13 protein-coding genes are annotated in these 17,835 nt (G+C 67.3%); 3 read left to right on the top strand and 10 right to left on the bottom strand.

The window, feature by feature from the left end:
- Positions 1-14: 14 nt before the first annotated feature.
- From VFE83_RS04710 to VFE83_RS04665, 10 genes are all read right to left on the bottom strand, one after another.
- Positions 15-962: a GAF domain-containing protein gene (locus VFE83_RS04710; RefSeq protein WP_324903727.1), complete on the bottom strand. Its 948-nt coding sequence runs from the start codon at positions 960-962 to the stop codon at positions 15-17.
- Positions 963-1,076: 114 nt separating this feature from the next.
- Positions 1,077-4,217 (bottom strand): discoidin domain-containing protein, encoded by a 3,141-nt coding sequence (locus VFE83_RS04705; RefSeq protein WP_414674689.1) that lies wholly within the window; start codon positions 4,215-4,217, stop codon positions 1,077-1,079.
- 59 nt (positions 4,218-4,276) lie between these two features.
- The gene (locus VFE83_RS04700; RefSeq protein WP_324903726.1) at positions 4,277-5,098 is read right to left on the bottom strand and encodes a carbohydrate ABC transporter permease; all 822 of its coding nucleotides are present in this window, start codon (positions 5,096-5,098) and stop codon (positions 4,277-4,279) included.
- Complete coding sequence (locus VFE83_RS04695; RefSeq protein WP_324903743.1) at positions 5,095-5,952, bottom strand: sugar ABC transporter permease; 858 nt, start codon at positions 5,950-5,952, stop codon at positions 5,095-5,097. The genes VFE83_RS04700 and VFE83_RS04695 overlap by 4 nt, the downstream gene beginning before the upstream one ends.
- A gap of 23 nt (positions 5,953-5,975) precedes the next feature.
- Positions 5,976-7,256 carry a sugar ABC transporter substrate-binding protein gene (locus VFE83_RS04690; protein WP_324903725.1) on the bottom strand — a complete coding sequence of 427 codons (1,281 nt, stop codon included), beginning with the start codon at positions 7,254-7,256 and terminating at the stop codon, positions 5,976-5,978.
- Positions 7,257-7,302: 46 nt separating this feature from the next.
- Entirely contained in the window at positions 7,303-8,943 is a 1,641-nt protein-coding gene (locus tag VFE83_RS04685) for a glucoamylase family protein (RefSeq protein WP_324903724.1), read from the bottom strand.
- An 82-nt stretch (positions 8,944-9,025) separates the two neighbouring features.
- Positions 9,026-11,998: a TonB-dependent receptor gene (locus tag VFE83_RS04680; RefSeq protein WP_324903723.1), complete on the bottom strand. Its 2,973-nt coding sequence runs from the start codon at positions 11,996-11,998 to the stop codon at positions 9,026-9,028.
- 103 nt (positions 11,999-12,101) lie between these two features.
- Entirely contained in the window at positions 12,102-13,115 is a 1,014-nt protein-coding gene (locus tag VFE83_RS04675) for a LacI family DNA-binding transcriptional regulator (protein ID WP_324903722.1), read from the bottom strand.
- A gap of 172 nt (positions 13,116-13,287) precedes the next feature.
- Entirely contained in the window at positions 13,288-13,575 is a 288-nt protein-coding gene (locus tag VFE83_RS04670) for a BolA family protein (protein WP_324903742.1), read from the bottom strand.
- A gap of 2 nt (positions 13,576-13,577) precedes the next feature.
- Positions 13,578-13,877: a YciI family protein gene (locus VFE83_RS04665; RefSeq protein WP_324903741.1), complete on the bottom strand. Its 300-nt coding sequence runs from the start codon at positions 13,875-13,877 to the stop codon at positions 13,578-13,580.
- A gap of 350 nt (positions 13,878-14,227) precedes the next feature.
- On the opposite strand from VFE83_RS04665, the gene VFE83_RS04660 reads away from it, so the two are divergent.
- From VFE83_RS04660 to VFE83_RS04650, 3 genes are all read left to right on the top strand, one after another.
- Entirely contained in the window at positions 14,228-15,142 is a 915-nt protein-coding gene (locus tag VFE83_RS04660; RefSeq protein ID WP_324903721.1) for a ScpA family protein, read from the top strand.
- A gap of 123 nt (positions 15,143-15,265) precedes the next feature.
- Positions 15,266-16,315, top strand: coding sequence for an SMC-Scp complex subunit ScpB (scpB, locus tag VFE83_RS04655; protein WP_324903720.1), 1,050 nt, complete (start codon positions 15,266-15,268; stop codon positions 16,313-16,315).
- Positions 16,308-17,835: pseudouridine synthase (locus VFE83_RS04650; RefSeq protein WP_324903719.1), on the top strand; the 1,528-nt coding region annotated here is incomplete at its 3' end. The genes scpB and VFE83_RS04650, both read left to right, overlap by 8 nt.

Raw genomic sequence — 17,835 nt, 5'->3', positions numbered from 1 at the left:
GCGTCTGGCGCCCATCAGCCCGATCGCGGCGCCAGGTCCTTTTGCCGGCTCAGGTCTTCGTCGGCGCGCAGGAACACCGCTTCCATCGGTTCCTCGGGTGACGTCGCAACGGCGCTGCCGACCAGCACCACCAGGCCGCCGCGTCCCGATTCGGCGGCCGCGGCGCGACGCAGCGCCTCCACCCGGGCCTCGCCGTCGTCGCCGCTCACCACGGCGACGAACTCCGGGCTGGACGTCACCCGGTTGATCCGGTCGCCCAGCTCATGGCGCAGGCAGGCGTCGAAGGTCTCGTCCAGCGACTGCAGCAGCTTCTCGACGGTGCGCTCGCCCATGCGCTCCACCGCGTTCGCGAAACGCTGCACTTCGAGGATCACGACGCGGTAGATCGGCGCCTTGGGCTTTTCCGGCTCGAGTGCTGGCAGCGTGCGCGAACGCGCGTGCGGCGCTTCGGCGTTCGCCTTGAGCGCCTTCGCCACTTCTTCCTGGTGCCTGCGGGCGTGCCCTTCCAGCAGCGCCATGGCGATGCGGGCGAGCGAGGCCAGCGAGGCGCGTTGCGTGTGGGTGAGCGTGCGCGGCTGGCGATCCACCACGCACAGCGTGCCGACGGCGTGGCCTTCGCTCGTCACCAGCGGCATGCCGGCGTAGAAGCGTGCGTGCAGCTCGCCGGCCACGCCGGGAAACGAGGCAAAGCGCAGGTCGTGCGCCAGGTCGCGCACCTCCATCAGCTGGCCTGGCTTGCGGATGGCCTGTTCGCATACCGCGACGCTGCGGGGCGTCTCGTGGTCGCCCAACCCGACGCGCGCCTTGAACCACTGGCGCTCGCGGTCGATCAGCGACAACAGCGCGATGGGCGTGTCGCACACGCGCGCCGCCACGCAGGCCAGATCGTCGTACACCGTCTCCGGCAGCGTATCGACGATGTGGAGGCGGTCCAGCGCGTGCTGGCGCTCAAGCTCGGACATCGATGCGGCGCGTTGGATCTGCCGTCCCACTGGCACCGTTTCCCGGCTACAGATGGCCGAACTTGCCCCAGTGGCGGTCCAGAGCGCGTCAACGCGCGCTGGACACGCTGCAGGTCAGCGCATGCGCACCTGCACGACCGCGCCGGGGCGGTCAATGCGCAGCTCGCCATCGTTCCAGCGCGCCGGGCGCCCGTCGATACGCGTCTCGCCCGGCGGCGTCGGGTACGGCCAGGTGAACACGACGCCGCCCGGCGGCACGGCGGTGTCGGCCGACAGGCGCAGTTCCAGCCCGCGCCCGTCCTCCTTCAGCGAATAGCCCAGCGGGCCGTACGGCGTGCGCAGGTTGGCCACGCGCACGCCCTCGCCCGCCAGCCAGTCCGCCGGAATGCCCGCGGCGACGACCAGTGCATCGTCAAGGTCGCGCGTGTAGGCAAACAGGTCCAGGGCCGAACGCACGTAGTCCGAGCCCACCCACGCATGCGGCAGGTCGCCGACGAAGAACGGTTTGCGCGGCGTGCGCGAGACGACCTCGGCCCATTGGTTCCAGCTGCGTGGCTGCTGGTCGGCGAAGAAGAAGTCCAGCGCCTCGTGCGCGCGATCGCGCCAGCCGAGCCGGACGAAGGTGCCGATGGTGCGCAGTTCGTATGGCGTGTAGTCCTTCCACTCGCGCGTGCCGTCGCGTCGCGCGACGAATTCACGCCAGTAGCGTTCGAACGTGTTGACCAGCAGGTCCTGCGGCAGGCGCCCCTGTTCGCCGCCCGGCGCCAGCGCGATGGTGGTGGACGTCGCGTCGAAGTCGCCCAGTTCGGCGGCACCCGGCAGGAAGTCGATGCCGTGCTTCTGCGTGGCGGCCTTCAGCGAGGCGTACAGATCGTCGCGGAACTGGTCGCGCGACGCGGCAAAGCGCTTCGCGTCCTCGTCCTTGCCCAGCCACTGCGCGATCTCCACGGCGTCCTTGTAGCCGCGCAGCGCCCAGAAGTTGTCCCAATACGAATGCATCGGCTTGGCCGAATAGCCTTCGTGGCTGATCGAGGCCGGCATCATCCCGTAGAAGGCCGGGTCGCGCGCGCGGTTCTCCTGCGTGCGCTCGCTCAGGCGCAGCTTGTCCATGTAGGCGACGGCGCCGACCACGTGCGGCCACATGGACTCGAGGAGTTCGCGATCGCGCGTGTAGCGGTACACCTCGGCGATGGTGAAGACCAGTTCGCCGTGACTGTCGTTCTCGGGCACCGGATCGCTGCCGCGATCGTCCACGCAGCACGGCACCTTGCCGTTGTCGAACTGGTACGGCGCGTACCAGCGCAGGAATTCCTCGGCCACGTCCTCGCGGCCCATGCGCAGCAGGCCTTCACCGATCATCGCGCCGTCGCGGATCCACGCGCGCGAATACGAGCGCGTACCCGGCTGCAGGCGTGGGCCGATGCGGCTGATCAGCATGTGCGCCAGCGCGGTGCGCAGCGTGTTCACCACATGCTGGCCCTGCTCCGGCACGCGCAACTGCACGCGGTCGAGCTTGTCGCGCCACTGCGCGGCCACCGCCTGCTGCATGGCTTCGGCATCGTTCGCCGCCAGCGGCCGTGGCGTTGCCCCCGTCATCGGCGCGATCCAGTCCACCTCGAACGATTCGCCCGGTGCCAGCGTCACGCGATAGTCCAGCGCACCGCTCGCCAGTCCCGTCGAATCCTCAATGGCAAGATCGGTACGACTCGGCGTTGCAGCATCCTGCCCATCGAACGCAGTCGCGTACCACGCATCCGCCTTGCGCGAGAGCGACATGCGCGGCCGGCCGTCCACCTCGACGCCATCGCCCGTAACGCGCAGCGAATGGATCGGGCTGACGCCACCGACGGTGTTGAGGAACTGCGTGGGCGGATTCACCTGCAACGGCCGCACCTTGAGGCGCAGCACGTACTCGCGCGGCTGCGCCGTCGGATTGGTCAGCCGGTAGCGGCCCACCAGTTGCGACTGCGCGCGCGTGCCCTGCGCGAAGCCGGTGACGTCCAGGCGCAGCTGCGGGTGTTCCCAATGCACCGACGGTATCGGCAGGTAACCGTCCTGCAGCGACTGCGTGATCTTCGCGCCGGCCCAGTCGAGCACCCTGCCGTCGATGAGCACGAACGGTTCCAGGCTGAAGCCACCCTTCGCGACCTCGATGGCGCCGTCCTCGCCGATCAGACCCTGCTCGTCGCCACCATCGATGCCCAGGATGGTCCAGTAGGGCTGCTCGCCGCTGAAGCCGCGCGGATACGTCCCGCGCGGCGCTTCCCTCGCCACCGAACGGACGAAGTCGTTGGGCGTGGCCGCGAAATCCAGCGGCTTCACCTCGAACTCGGCCAGGGCGATGTTCGACGTGCCTGCCTTGAGCGGCGTGAGACGCAGGTAACGCGCCTCCGATTCCGGCAGTGCGATGTAATCGTTGCCGCCATCGGCGCCGCTCACTTCACGCGCGATGCGCCACTGCCTGCCCTCGTCGGACAACTCGATGCGGTAGTCGCTGGCGGCGTGGCCGTCGCGCCAGCGCAACACCACGCCACCGAATTCGCGCTGCTTGCGCAGATCCAGGGTGAATTGCGGCGGCCGAGCGGGATCGAACGTCGCCTGCCACGCGGTATCGCGCCGGCCATCGACCGCAAGCATCGCGGCGCCCTGCGGCAACGCCGACGTGGCCGTGGCCGCTCCCGTCAGCGGCGAGGTGTCCGGCGGCGGCAGCGCCTGGAACGTGAGCTGGTCGAAGCAGACCGCGCCCTTGCCGCCCGCGCTGTTGTAGATGGTGAACTCGACCCGGCGACTGTGCCGCAGCGTCGGATCTTTCGCCGGGCCCCACGCGCGGCTGATGTGGCGCGCCTTGTATACGACCGGCGTCCACCGTGCCGGAAAGTCGTAGCGCGGCTTGTTGACCCACCACACGTTGTCGCCGCTCTCGTCGGCCAGCTTGAACTGCAGGTCGTTGCGCGGCGAATCGCCACGCAGCTGGAACGAGAACGCGTAGTTGGACGGGTAGTCCACCGGGATCTCGCGGGTTAGCCCGGCATAGCCCGACACGCCGTTGAAGTCGTAATCCAGGCAGATCGCCTTGCCGGCGACGCCGTCGACCGTACGCAGGGAACCGCTCACCTGGTCGGACGTCACTACCGTCCAGGCGCGCGCGTCCTCGAACGTATCGAGCACTTCCGTCTTGCCCTGCGCCGACGCGTTCCCCGCCAGCAGCAGCGCGACGCTGCCGAACGCAGTGAGAACACCAGTTCCAACAGGCAACGCCTTCCTGCTCGAAGAAGCAGCACCGTTACGCACTTCGCAAACAGACCACGTCAAACTCACCCTTTCACGCTCCCGACCAGCAGGCCCTGCAGGTAGTAGCGCTGCAGCACCAGGAACAGGATCAGCACCGGCAACACCGTCACCACCGATCCGGCCATCATCAGCTCGTTGTCCTGCACGTGTTCGCGCGAAAGCGAAGCCAGCGCGACCGGCAGGGTGAAGTGGCTGTTGTCGCTGAGCACGATCAGCGGCCACATGAAGTCGTTCCACGCGCCCAGGAACACGAAGATCGCCAGCGTCACCAGGATCGGCTTGAGCACCGGCAGCACGATCTGGAAGAAGATGCGGACCTCGCCCGCACCGTCGATGCGCGCGGCCTCCAGCAGTTCGTCCGGAATGGACCGCGCGTACTGGCGCACCAGGAAGATGCCGAACACGCTGGCCATCAAGGGCACCACCGCGCCGGCGTACGTGTTCACGAGCCCCAGCTGCTTGAGCATCAGGAACAGCGGCATCATCGTGACCTGCGCCGGGATCACCAGCGCCGCCAGCAGCGTGCGGAACACGCGTTCGCGGCCCGCGAACTTCAGCTTGGCGAAGGCATAGCCGGCCATCGTGTTGAGCAGCAGCGCGATCAGCGTGCTGGCGCTGGCGATCAGGAAGCTGTTGAGCAGATAGCGGCCCATGCCCGCCCGAGCGAACAGCTCATGGTAGTTGTGCAGCGTCGGCGCGGCCGGCCACAGCGGTGGCGGGAAACTGCTCGCCTCGCCCGGCTGCATGAACGAGACCGCCAGCATCCACAGCAACGGCGCGATGCTGACCACCGCCAGGGCGATCATCAGGCCATTGACGATGGCGCGGGCCAGGCGGGCGTTCATCCTTCCGCTCCACTGCGACGCGCGAACCACATCAGCCCGCTGGTCGCGACGATCATCAGCACGAACAACAGGAAGGCGACGGCCGACGCGTTGCCCAGGTTCCACCACATGAAGCCTTCCTCGTACATCAGGTACAGCACGCTCACCGTGCTCTGCATGGGCCCGCCGCGCGTCATCACGTAAGGCTCGGCGAACAGTTGGAAATAGCCCGACAGCGTGATGATGCCGACCATCAGCAGCACCGGACCCAGCATCGGCAGCGTCACGTGCCAGAACTGCCGCGACGGCGTGGCGCCGTCGATGCGCGCGGCCTCGTACAGGTCCTCGGGAATGGACTGCAGGCCGGCGAGGAAGATGATCATGTTGTAGCCGAAGTTCTTCCACACGGCGAACAGGATGATCGTCGGCATGGCCCAGGTCGGATCGCCGAGCCAGTCGACGGGGTCGATGCCGACCCACGACAGTCCCCAGTTCACCAGCCCGTAGCGCGTGTGGAACAGGTAGCGCCAGATCACCGCCACCGCGACCACCGTGGTCACCACCGGCGCGAAGTAAGCGGTGCGGAAGAACGGCTTGAACGAGCCAAGTCTTGAATGCAGCAGCAGCGCGGCGCCCAGCGATACCGCGATGGACAGCGGCACGCCCACCACGACGAAGTACATCGTGTTGCCCAGCGCCTTCCAGAACAGCGCGTTCTGCAGCAGCGCAAGGTAGTTGTGCAGGCCCACGAAGCGCAGGTTGGACAGATCGGCCAGCGCGTAGATGTCGAAGTCGGTGAGGCTCAGCCCGAAGGCCGCGATCACCGGCACGCCGAAGAACAACCCGATCACCGCCAGCGCGGGCGCGGCGAACATCCAGCCGGCGGTGGAGGCGCGGATCACGGCGCGGCCCCGATGGTGTGGTGGTCGAGCATCCAGCGGCGCTTCTCCAGGATCGCATCGGTCCGGCGGTCCAGTTCGGCCGCGGCCTGCTCGACGTCGTAACGCCCACCTACCATCTGCTCGCCGACGATGCGCATCTCCTGCGCGATGCGCTCCCACTCCGGCACCTTGGGCGCCGCGCGCGCGCGCTCCAACTGCTCGCGGAACGCGCCGGCATACGGATCGCGCCTGAGCGCATCGCCGGTCCAGGCGCTGCGGCGCGGCGGCAGGTCGCCGGTCAGCGCGTGGAAGCGCGTCTGCACCTCCGGCTCGGACAGGTACGCGATGAGCTTCCACGCCGCGTCCTTGCGTTGCGACGACTGGAAGATCACGAAGCTGGTGCCGCCGGCGATCGAGGCGCCCGGGCCTTCGGGGCCCGGCAGCGGCATCGTCATCCACGAGTCGGCGACATCCGGCGGCAGGCGCTTGCGGAACTCCGCGATGTTCCAGGGGCCGGAGACGTAGAAGCTGAAATAGCCGCGACCGAACTCGTCCCAGACGTTGGAAATCTGGTTGTTGCTGACCGGCGGCGCCCAGCCCCGATCGAACATTTCCTTGTAGAACGACAGGGCCCGCTTGAAGCCCTCGCTGCGGAAGTTGCCGTAACGGCCGTCGTCACGCAGCAGCGGATCGGGTTGCTGGATCGCCAGGTTCAACAGTGGTTCGAATTCGTTGAGCGGCAGCAGGATCGCGTAGCGCTGCGGCCCCACGTGCTGCTTCACCGCGGCCAACGCCGTACGCCATTGCGCCCAGTCGCGCGGCGGCTGCGCGATGCCGGCCTCGCGCAGGATGTCGGTGCGGTAGAACGGCAGGCGCGTCTCCACGTACCACGGCACGGCGTAGACCTTGCCGTCGAGCTCGCCCGACTCCCACGCGCCGCGGAAGTAGTCCTGCGGTTGCACCGCCGGCGTGGCCTGCAGGTGCGCGTCCAGCGGCGCCAGTGCGCCCAGCAGCGCGAATTCCGGGATCCACGTATTGCCCAGCGCGCAGACGTCCGGTAGCGATTCGCCGGCAAACGCCGTGAGCAGCTTCTCGTGCGCGGCCGTCCACGGCAGTTGCTGCACATCTACGCGGATATCGGGGTTTCGCCGCTCGAACTCCGGGATGAGCTGGCGGACGATTTCGCCTTCCGAACCCATCGCCCAGAAGCGCACCACCTCGCGGCTGTCTTCGCGTTTCGCGCATCCGGCCAGCCACGCCAGCACCAGCAGGACGACGCATGCCCGCAGGACACGCATCGCGCGCGAACCAGGCCGTGGCGGCATGCGGATCCACGCCACCGCCTTACCTCGGCTTCTGCTGCGGTTGGGGCGCCGGCCGTGGCGACTGCGAGGCGCGGATCGCCCGCGATTCGGCCTCGCCCAACGCGCGCGCCGAGGCGGCATCCTTCTCCGCCTGCGTCTGCGGCTTGGGTTGCGTCGAGGCGGCCTCGCCTTCCTTCTTTGGCTCCAGCCAGCCGCCGGTGAAGCCGGCTTTCGCCAGTCCGTCGCGGATGTACTTGTTCCGCTTCATCACGTTCCAGACGAACTCGTTGCGGTAGTTGCTGATCATCGCCAGGATCGGCCCCTGGTCGATGCCGATGTAGTCGCTCGCCACCCAGCCCTCGCCCGGCACCAGACGCCCCGTCTTCAGCGGAATGTCGTAGTTGAAGCTGCGATTGAACGAATCCAGGAACCCGTAGCTGGAATACAGGAATTCTCCGTAACGGTCGTGCAGCGCCACGGTGGACGGGATCACGATCTCCGGCGCGAACGGCAGCGAGGCGATCGCCGCGGTCGGCGCGATGGTGCCGTCGTCGAAGGTGTCGCGCAGGCCCGCGCCGCGCGCTGAGTAGTGGCGGAACTGGCGCTGCTCGCCGCGGAATTCCTGCAACGTCTGCTGCGGGCCGTCGCTGGCGGTCAGACCCCAGACCTCGGGCCCGTAGTCCTTCCACTTCATCGGGTTGGCGATGGCATAGGCGCGTTGCGCATAGGCCGCGCGACGGCTGTTCTCGAAATAATCGATGCCGCGCTCGCGCATGTAGTCGTCCTGGATGCCGCGGAAGTCGATCCACACGTGGCTGTACTGGTGGCCGAACAGCGGACCGAATGCCAGGAACTCCTCGCCCTGGTACACGCCCCAGGAATCGTTGTACGTGCGCGTCCACACCTGCCAGGCCTCCGGCCCCACCGGATGCGTCGGCGAGCCCAGTGCGAGGACGTAAAGCATCATCGCTTCGTTGTAGCCGGTCCAGTCGTGCTGGATGATGCCGCTCTCCGGGAACCAGCCCATCGAGATGAGCGGCTTGTTCTTCTGCAGCCAGGTCCAGTCGACGCGTCGATAGAGTTCGTCGGCGATGTCGCGGATCTGCTTCTCGCGCGGGTCGTCGCGGTCGTAGTAACTCTGGGCAAACAGTACGCCCATCATCAGCAGGGCCGTGTCCACGCTGGAGAGCTCGACCCAGCTCTGGTAGCGATGGCCCGTGTCCATGTGCAGGAAGTGGTAGTAGAAGCCGTTGTGCGCGCCCTTCCCCGTCGGCTCCGGCCCGGAATCGATGTCGCGGAAGAACTTCAGCGTGGTCAGCGTGCGGTCCACCGCCTGGCGGCGGCTCACCCAGCCATTCTCGATGCCGATGGGATACGCGGTCAGCGCGAAACCCACCGACGCGATGGACGCGAACGGCCGCGACGGATAGCGGTCCGGCGTGAGGCCGTTGACCTCGTTGGTCGTGTCCCAGAAGAACTGGAACGTCCGCTTCTCGATGTCGCGGAACAGCGGCGGCAGCTCAAGCTTGGTCTGCTTCAACGGCTCCACCTGCACCGGCGGCGCCGATGCGATCGGATACGTCTGCGAGGCCGGCTCGCTCTGCTGCCTGCACCCGGAAACGAACACGAGCACCGCCAGCAGCGATGCAGCCCCCCAACTGCGTCGAACCATCTCGAACATCACCACGCCATATCGTCATCGAGTGAAAACACACCACGTTGCCGCCGGCCGCCGCGACGAGGTCGGCGGCCGGCGACACGGGTCAGAAGTTGAAGCCCAAGGACAGCTTGAACGTACGGGTTGGCAGCGCCTGCGCGAGCGGGATGCCGAAACGCGGATTGGGATTGTTGAAGCCTCCCGGGAAATCCTCGTACGAGTTGTAGTTGGCCCAGTCGAACACGTTGAGCACGTCTCCGCGAACCCACATGCGGAAACCGGCCCCGGTGTCGAACTCCTTCATCGCGGCAATGTCGAACTGCCGGTAGCCCCACGTGCCATCGGGTTCGTACTGATCGATGAAGCAGTTGTCTGCCCGGTCGACGTTGACGCAATTGGTGAAGTAGCGAGGCGGCTGCGAGGTGACGGTCAGCTTGGCCGACAGCGTCAAACCCCACGGGCCGTCGTAGATGCCGGTCGCCACCAGACGATGGTCCGGCACCTCGGCGTCGTGCCAGCCAAGCGCTTGCACCGTCGGATAGTCGAGCGAGAAGACTTCCGGCGACTCGCGCATTTCCTGCGCATCCATGTAGGTGTAAGCAATGGTCACGCCCCAGCCCGACTCGGCCGTGTACGGCTTTTCTGCCTTGAGGTACAGCGAGTTGGTCTTGGTCTCCAGGCCATTGGTTCCCAGGATGAGGTTGCCGAACGGCGCGAATCCCTGGCTCCACGGCGGCCCCCAGCTGAAGCCCGGGCGGAAGAAGCTTCCGTCCGCCAAGCGGTTGCCCAGCAGGAACACGAAGCCGTCGTGGCTCTCCACGCGCGAGATGGTCACGTCGGTGAGCCAGTCGCCGATCTGGTTGCGCATGCCCAAGCTGAACTGGTCGGAGTACGGCGTCTTCAGGTTGTTGTCGAGCATGAAGACTTCGCGACCGACGCCCGTCTGCGACGCCAGCGTCTGCAACACTGCCGGATCGAAGTACGCCGGATCCCAGTCGACGCAGGGCGTGCCGGCAGCAGGACGCGGGCAGGTACCATCCGCGCGGCGGAAATCGATGTCGGTCGTCGGGAATGTCGACTTGGTGATTTCCAGCTGCAGCCAGTCGAACAGGTTGCGGTCGTACGCGCGGCCCGCGCCGCCGTAGATCACGTGCTGCTGGTCGGCGTTGAGGTCATACGAGAACCCCAGTCGTGGCTGCCACGCGTCCTTGAACGCCTTGCGGTTGTTCCCATTGCTGATGTAACGCTCGACGTTGATGCCCGAGTTGGGATTGTTGATCGCCGTTGACCCGCGCAAGGCAGCTGCCACGTCGGCAGGCGTCACGTAGTCGAGAAAGGTCGGACTTTCCTCGTAGTCGTAACGCAAGCCGAGATTGAGGATCAGCTTGTCGTTGACCTCCCAGTCGTCCTGGAAGTAGATGCCGTACTGCTTGTTTGCGGACGAAGCAGAACCGTCGCCTACCCCCGGCAAGGCGGTGCCGAACCTCACATGGATCGGCTGGGTCAGGCTGCCTTCGATGTCATAGGTGAACTGCGGGTAATACGGCTGGCGCTCGGTCGCGTTGACGTCGACGTCCTTGTACTTGATGCCCATCTTCAGGGTATGGCCCTGGAAACCCGTGTAGGTCAGGTCATCCTGGAAGCCCCAACCCTTCTGTCCCTTGTCCTGGAAGTCGGAACCGCCGCCGCTACGCACGATGACGTTGTTGAAGTCCGCGTCACCGTTGTCGCTGCGATCGCTGAGGATGTACGCGATGCCCGAGGTGAATGGACTCGGGTTGTACTTCGAATCCTCGAAGGTCAGGTGGGCATCGTTGAGCCACGGCCCATTGGTGAACTGATACCGCAGGTCGACGCGCGTTTCCTCGTTGAGCTTGTTGGTCGCGTAGCTCGGCAGATTCTGCCCACCGGTGTTGGTGAGCTCCTCCTCGTCGCGATACTTGCCGCTGAGTTCGAAATAGTGGTTCTCACCGATCAGCCAGTCGACCTTGCCGAAGTACAGGTCTTCCTTGAACGGCGCATTGAACAGGCCGGAGCCTGCTTCCAGCTGCAGCGCGGGCGGGAAATCCGCGATCTCGTATCCACGACCCGGATCGAGCGTACGCGGCGACTCGTATTCCTTGGCTTCATACGAGAGGAAGAAGTGTGCGCGATCGCGCAGGATCGGGCCGCCGAAGGTGGCGCCGTACTGCTCCTCCTTCGTCTGGACCTTGTCGTCGGCGCGCTCCTCGAACACCGTCGGCGTGCGCCAGTCGGTGGAGGTGTAGTCCCAGAAGAAGCTGCCTTCGAAATCGTTGGTGCCCGATCGCGTGGTGGCGACGATCGCGGCGCTGCTCAGCTGGTCGTATTCGGCCTTGTAGTTCTGGGTGATGACCTTGTATTCGCCGATCGCCGACTGCGGGAACGGATTGCCACGGCTGGAATCCTGGCCGCTGATGCCGCCGCGAAGCACGTAGTCCTTCTGGCCCACGCCGTCGATGTAGACGTTGATACCATTGGCGTTCTGCGCGCCGGACTTGATGCGAGTGGAGCCTTCATTGCCCGTCTCGAACGCCACGCCCGGCGCCAGGTCTGCAAACGCAAGGAAGTTGCGCGTGCCCTGCGGCAGCGATTCGATCTGCTTGTTGGTGACGTAGGTCGCGATCTCCGACGTCTTGGTCTCGGCGACCAGTTCGCTGGTGACCGTGACCGCGTCGATGTCGGTCGCGCCTTCGACCGGTCCGGTCTCGGCGACGCCACCGGCCGACAGATCGAGCGTCGCGGTCTGGCCCACCTGCAGGGTTACCGTGCGCGTGGTGGTCTGGCCGCCGGCGACCGCGTCGATGCGGTACGCCCCCGGCGGCAGGCCGGCGACGTTGTACGTGCCGTTGACCGCCTGCACGCGTCGGGTCAGGCCGGTGGCGACGTTGGTCGCGGTGACCTGCGCCTCGGTCGCTGGTGCCGAATCTACGATGACCTGGCCGCGGACCGTCGCACCGGTGCTTTGCGCCATCGCGGCCGGCGCGAAGGCAAGACAACTGGCCAACGCGCAGGACAGCAGGTGGGGTGTCGGACGGGGGAATCTCGACTGGTACTTCATATGCTTCCTCTCTCCAAAAGCATCGTGAACCACGTGGAATCGTTTACATCGAACACACACAAAGGGCCGTGAGCACCGGGTACGGCCGGACCTCCCAAGTTCTCTAGGACGGTGGACGGGTTGCCTCGCCGCTGGACTCGCGCACGATCAGTTCCGTCGTCAGGACGGAGGACTCGTTCGTGGCCTCGCCCGCCACCTTGGCGATGAGCAGCCGGGCCGCGCGTGCACCGAGTTCCGCGATGTTGACGCGAATGGTCGTGAGCGCAGGGTGCACGTAGCGCGCCAGCGGGATGTCGTCGAACCCCGCGAGCGCGATATCGGCGGGCACGCGTACGCCGGCCTGGGCGAAAGCAAAGAGGCAGCCCAGCGCCATCATGTCGTTGGCGGCGAACACTGCATCGGGGCGCGGCGAGGCTTCCAGCAACTCGCGTCCGGCGCGGTGGCCTGAGGCTTCGTCGAAGTCGCCCGGCAGCACCCATTCCTGCGCGCCGGGCAACAGCCGCTGCAACGCTTCGCGATAACCGCGCAGGCGTTCATGCGCGTCGAAGTTGTCCTGCGGCCCGGCGATGAACGCGATGCGCCGATGGCCGCTGGCGACCAGGTGTTCGACCATCGCCATCGCACCGCCGTGGTTGTCCACGCCGAGCACGGCCGTGCCGTCCAGCCCGGCCTGACTATTGATGAGCACCGCCGGCAGCGAGGGCTCCAGGTGTTCGCTCAGCAAGGTGGGCGCGGTGACGAACGGCGACATCACCAGCAGCCCGTCGACGCGTCCTCGCATCGCGCGCAGGGCGGCGCCCTGCTCTTCCGGATTGCCGTGATAACTGGATACGAGCAGATGCAGGCGCTGCGCGCGGGCAATCTGGTCGATGCCGCGCATCAGTTCGGAAAAGAACTCGCCATACAGATCCGGCAGGACCACGCCAAGCGTCTGGGTGCGCCGGCTGCTGAGGCTGCGCGCGGCCGCGTGCGGGGTGTAACGCAACTCCTGAGCCGCCGCCAGCACGCGGTTGCGGACCTCCTCGGCGACGTTGCCGTGGCCATTGAGTGCCCGTGAAACGGTGGCCACCGAGACCTGGGCCACGCGCGCGACGTCTTTGATGGTTACGCTGGCCAAGCTTCCACCGCCCTCCGCGGACAATGCGCGCGGACTGTAATCGTTTTCAAATTCAAGTGTAAAGCCAGCGTTACGAAACCGCGGGCGAACACCGCAAAAGCGGACGCAGGCACCGGTTTCGCCCGCGCTGATGCTGCAGCGCCACATGAAATCCCGGAGCGTACGGCGCCGCTCAAGCCGCCTCCCTGGGCGTGCGGGCGCGGATCGCCAAGGCGTGGATGTCGGTCGTCATGAGCTCGCCCAGCGCCGCATAGATCGCGCGATGGCGCGCGATCGGACTGAGGCCGGCGAACGCGTCGCTGACCACGTCCACCCGGAAGTGGCCTCGCCCGTCGGCCGCGCCGGCGTGCCCGGCATGGCGATGGCTCTCGTCCTCGATCTCCAGCGACTGCGGTGACAGCGTCGCCTGCAACGCCGCGCGTATCGCTTCGACGCGCTGCTCGCGGGGCAAAGGCCCCACGCTCACGGCAGCACCTTGCGGAACGGCCGGACCTCCACGCGCTGATAAACGCCGGCGGCGACATAGGGGTCGGCATCGGCCCAGTCGCGGGCCGCCTGCAGCGAGTCGAATTCGGCGATCACCACGCTGCCGCTGAAACCCGCCGGGCCCGGATCTTCCGCATCGATGGCCGGGCACGGCCCGGCCAGCAGCAGCCGGCCTTCGTCGCGCAGCGCGGTCAGGCGCGCCAGATGCTCGGGGCGGGCCTGCAGACGGCGGGCCAGCACGTCCTGGCCGTCATAACCTTCGATCACGTACCACATGGAATCGGTGCGTCCTTCCTGCGTCGGGTTGCATGAATTGTAGTCGGCGACGTGGCTGGACACGGCCGGGGCGAGGCCGTACCCTTGCCTTCACGCCCAAGACCGGCCGCAGCGGCCCGTCGCGACAGGCTCCCCACTCCGTCGCCACTCGCACCAAGTGCTCCGCTGCCCCCGACGGTCCACGCGCCCGCAAACCCTACGTTTCCGCCGCCACGCCCCCGCGTGACGCGCTGGCCGTAGCCGTTGGGCCAGGCACGACCTTTCATGCAGTCCGTTGCATCCCCGGTGGCCGAAGGCCGCCAGCACCGAAGCGATTAGCAGTGCCGACGGCCCGGAGGGGCCGGTCCCGAATGACCGAAGAACGCGCAGCCGACGCGAGCGATCCGCAACCCGTGCCCGCCCCGGCCCCTGCCTCGCCGCAGCAGCAGGAAATGCCGCTGGCGGTGGTGCATGGGCAGCCGGTGCTGCAGATCCCGCAGGACCTGTACATCCCGCCGGATGCGCTGGAGGTGATCCTCGAGGCGTTCGAAGGACCGCTCGACCTGCTGCTGTACCTGATCCGCCGGCAGAACCTGGACATCCTCGACATCCCCGTGGCGGACATCACCCGCCAGTACGTCGAGTACATCCAGGCCATGCACGAGATGCGCTTCGAACTAGCCGCCGACTACCTGGTCATGGCCGCCATGCTGGCCGAGATCAAGTCGCGCATGCTGCTGCCGCGCGCGCCGAACGAGGAAGGCGAGGAAGAGGATCCGCGCGCCGAACTGGTCCGCCGCCTGCAGGAGTACGAGCGTTTCAAGAAGGCGGCTGAGGACATCGACTCCCTGCCCCGCCAGGACCGCGATACCGCGCCGGTGCAGGCCTTCGTCCCGGACCGGGCGTCGGTCAAGCTGCCGCCGCCGGTGGACCTGAAGGAGATGCTGCTGGCGTTGCACGACGTGCTCAAGCGCGCCGAGCTGTTCACCCAGCACGCGATCAAGCGCGATGCCCTCAGCGTCCGCCAGCGCATGGGCGAACTGCTGGAGCGCATGAAAGACGGGGCGTTCCACCGCTTCGAGACGCTCTTCACGGCCGAGGAAGGCAAGCTTGGCGTGGTGGTGACGTTCCTGGGCCTGCTGACGCTGGCCAAGGAGCAACTGGTGGAGATCGTGCAGGAGGCACCGTTCGCACCGATCTACGTGAAGTCGCTCGCGCTGCTCAAGGAAGGGGAAGAGATCGAACTGAGCAGCGAGTTCGACGAGCCGGCCGCGAACGATGGCTGATGCCATCGAAGGCCAGGGACCAGAGGCCGGAGGCCAGTGGCTCCCACCGCAGTTCCTCACGGCCCCAGCCCCGAAAGACACGTTTCTACTGGCCCCTGGCCCCTGACCTCTGGCCCCTGATACATGGACCAACAACTGATCACCCGCATCGTCGAAGCCGCGCTGCTGGCCGCCAACCAGCCGCTGACGCTGGCGCAGCTGCACGCGCTGTTCCCCGAGGATCAGCCGGCGCCGCCGGACAGCGTCGAACAGGCGCTGCAGTCGCTGCGCGAGGGCTGCGAGGACCGCGGCGTAGAACTGGTGGAAGTGGCCTCCGGTTTCCGCTTCCAGGTGAAGGCCGACGTGCATCCCTGGGTGGCGCGGCTGTGGACCGAGCGCCAGACGCGCTACACGCGCGCCACGCTCGAAACGCTGGCCCTGATCGCCTATCGCCAGCCGATCACGCGCGGCGAGATCGAACAGGTGCGCGGCGTGGCGGTCAACAGCAACATCATCAAGGCGCTGGAAGAGCGCGAATGGATCCGCGTCGTCGGGCATCGCGACGTGCCGGGCAAGCCGGCCCTGTTCGGCACCACCCGCGCCTTCCTCGACTATTTCGGCCTCAAGCGCCTGGACGAACTGCCGCCGCTGTCGGAGCTGAAGGACATCGGCGAACTGGAACCGCAACTGCAGTTCGAGAACGCGCCGATCGCCGCAGGCGGCGTCGGCGCAGGCGATGCCTCCAATGTGGAAGGCGGTGAAGCCGCCGCTGGGACGGCCGAAGCCGAAGGTCAGGCCGATGCGACCGACGCGGGGAACACGGGCGAGCAGGAGACGTCCGACGAGCCAGCCGGCGAGGTTTCCGCGTCCAGCGAGGGCGCCAGCGACGCGAATGCCGATGGCGACGCCGACGTGGAAGCAGATATGGAGCCTGACACTGAAGCGTCGGTGGCTCTGGTGGACGAGCCGGCCGACGACGAGACCAACGACGAGATTCCCGTCGACGACGAGGTGACCGACCTCGACCTCGACGAAACCGAATACGCCCTGCAGGGCGACCCCGATGCCGCGCCGGGCGAGCGCGCGGCGGACGCGAACGATCACGAGCAAGACACCCACGCCGTCGAGACGACGACCGTTCCGGATGAGGACGAGGCCGAACTGGCCGAGTCGGAGCAACACAAAAATGACTGAAGAAAAGAGCCGCAAGCTCACCCTCAAGCGCGCCGTCGACACGACCGCCGAAGCGCCCCGCCTGGAAGAACGGCTGCACAAGGTGCTGGCGCAGGCCGGCCTGGGCTCGCGCCGCGCGCTGGAACAGCGCATCGCCGACGGCCTGGTCAAGGTTAACGGCGAGACCGCGCAGGTGGGCATGAGCGTCAAGAGCGGCGACAAGATCGAGCTCGATGGCCGCCAGTTCGTCGCCAGCGCGCTGACCGATCCGTCCCGCGTGCTGATGTACAACAAGCCCGAAGGCGAAGTGACCACGCGCGAGGATCCCGAGGGTCGTCCGACCGTGTTCGAGGCGCTGCCCGCGCTCAAGGGCGCGCGCTGGATCGCCATCGGCCGCCTCGACATCAACACCACCGGCCTGCTGCTGCTCACCACCGACGGCGAGCTGGCCAACGCGCTGATGCATCCCTCCTTCGAGGTCGAGCGCGAGTACGTCTGCCGCGTGCGCGCTCCTGAAGGCCAGGAGACCGTGCCGGACAACATCGTCGATCGCCTCGCGCGCGGCGTCGCGCTGGAAGACGGCCCGGCCAAGTTCGACGAGATCGAGCGCATCGGCGGCACCGACTCGCACGACTGGTTCCGCGTCGTGGTGAAGGAAGGCCGCAACCGCGAAGTGCGCCGGCTGTGGGAATCGCAGGGCTGCCAGGTGAGCCGCCTCAAGCGCATCCGCTATGGCGAGGTTTCGCTGCCGCGCGAACTGCTGCGCGGACAGTCGCGGGAACTGACCTCCGACGCCGTCGAATCGCTGCGCGGCAAGCTGGGCCTGGAAGACGGCACGCCGTCGGCGTTGACGCTGCAGCCGGTCATCGGCCAGCGCAAAGCGACCAAGGCCACCATCGACCTGACCGGCAAGAGCCGCGCGCACGGTTACGTGGGCGGCCACAACACCGCCGACGAAGGCCGCGAATTGCGCCGCTTCGACCACGTGCGCGAGGACCGCGGCCGTGGCCGCGGCGGCCCGCGCAAGCACGGCGGCCTCACGGTCAGCGGTGAGGCCGCTGCCAAGGCCGGCAACAAGCCGTTCAAGCAGCGCAAGGAAAAAGGCCCGAAGCCGTTGCCGGAAGGCAATCCCGCCGCGTTCCGCACCTGGTATGTGCCGGACGGCGTCGACACCGGTCCGAGCGGTCACCGCAATCCCGATGGCGCGCGCGGCCCGCGCAAGCCTTACGGCAGCAAGCCCGGCGGCGGTGGACGTCCCGGTGCCGGCGGCCGTCCGGGCGGTGGTGCGGGCGGTCAGCGTCGCGAAGGTGGTTTCGGCGGTGAAGGCCGCAGCGGCTTCGGCGAACAACGCAGGGGCGGCGGCGGTGGTCAGAGCCAAGGCCAGGGCCAGCGTAGCTCGCGGCCGTACGGCCACCCGGGCAACGCACCGAGCTTCCCGTCCGATCACGCCAACCCGGGCAGCTTCAATCCCTACGGCGACAAGCCGCGCGGTCCGAAGCCCGCGCGTCCGGGCGGCAATCGTCCCGGTGGCCAGCGGCCCG

Source organism: Lysobacter sp. (genome assembly GCF_035655815.1).
Lineage (GTDB): Bacteria > Pseudomonadota > Gammaproteobacteria > Xanthomonadales > Xanthomonadaceae > Lysobacter_J.
The sequence above is the reverse complement of the archived record's forward strand: the minus strand, read 5'-3'. Positions and strand labels throughout refer to the sequence as shown.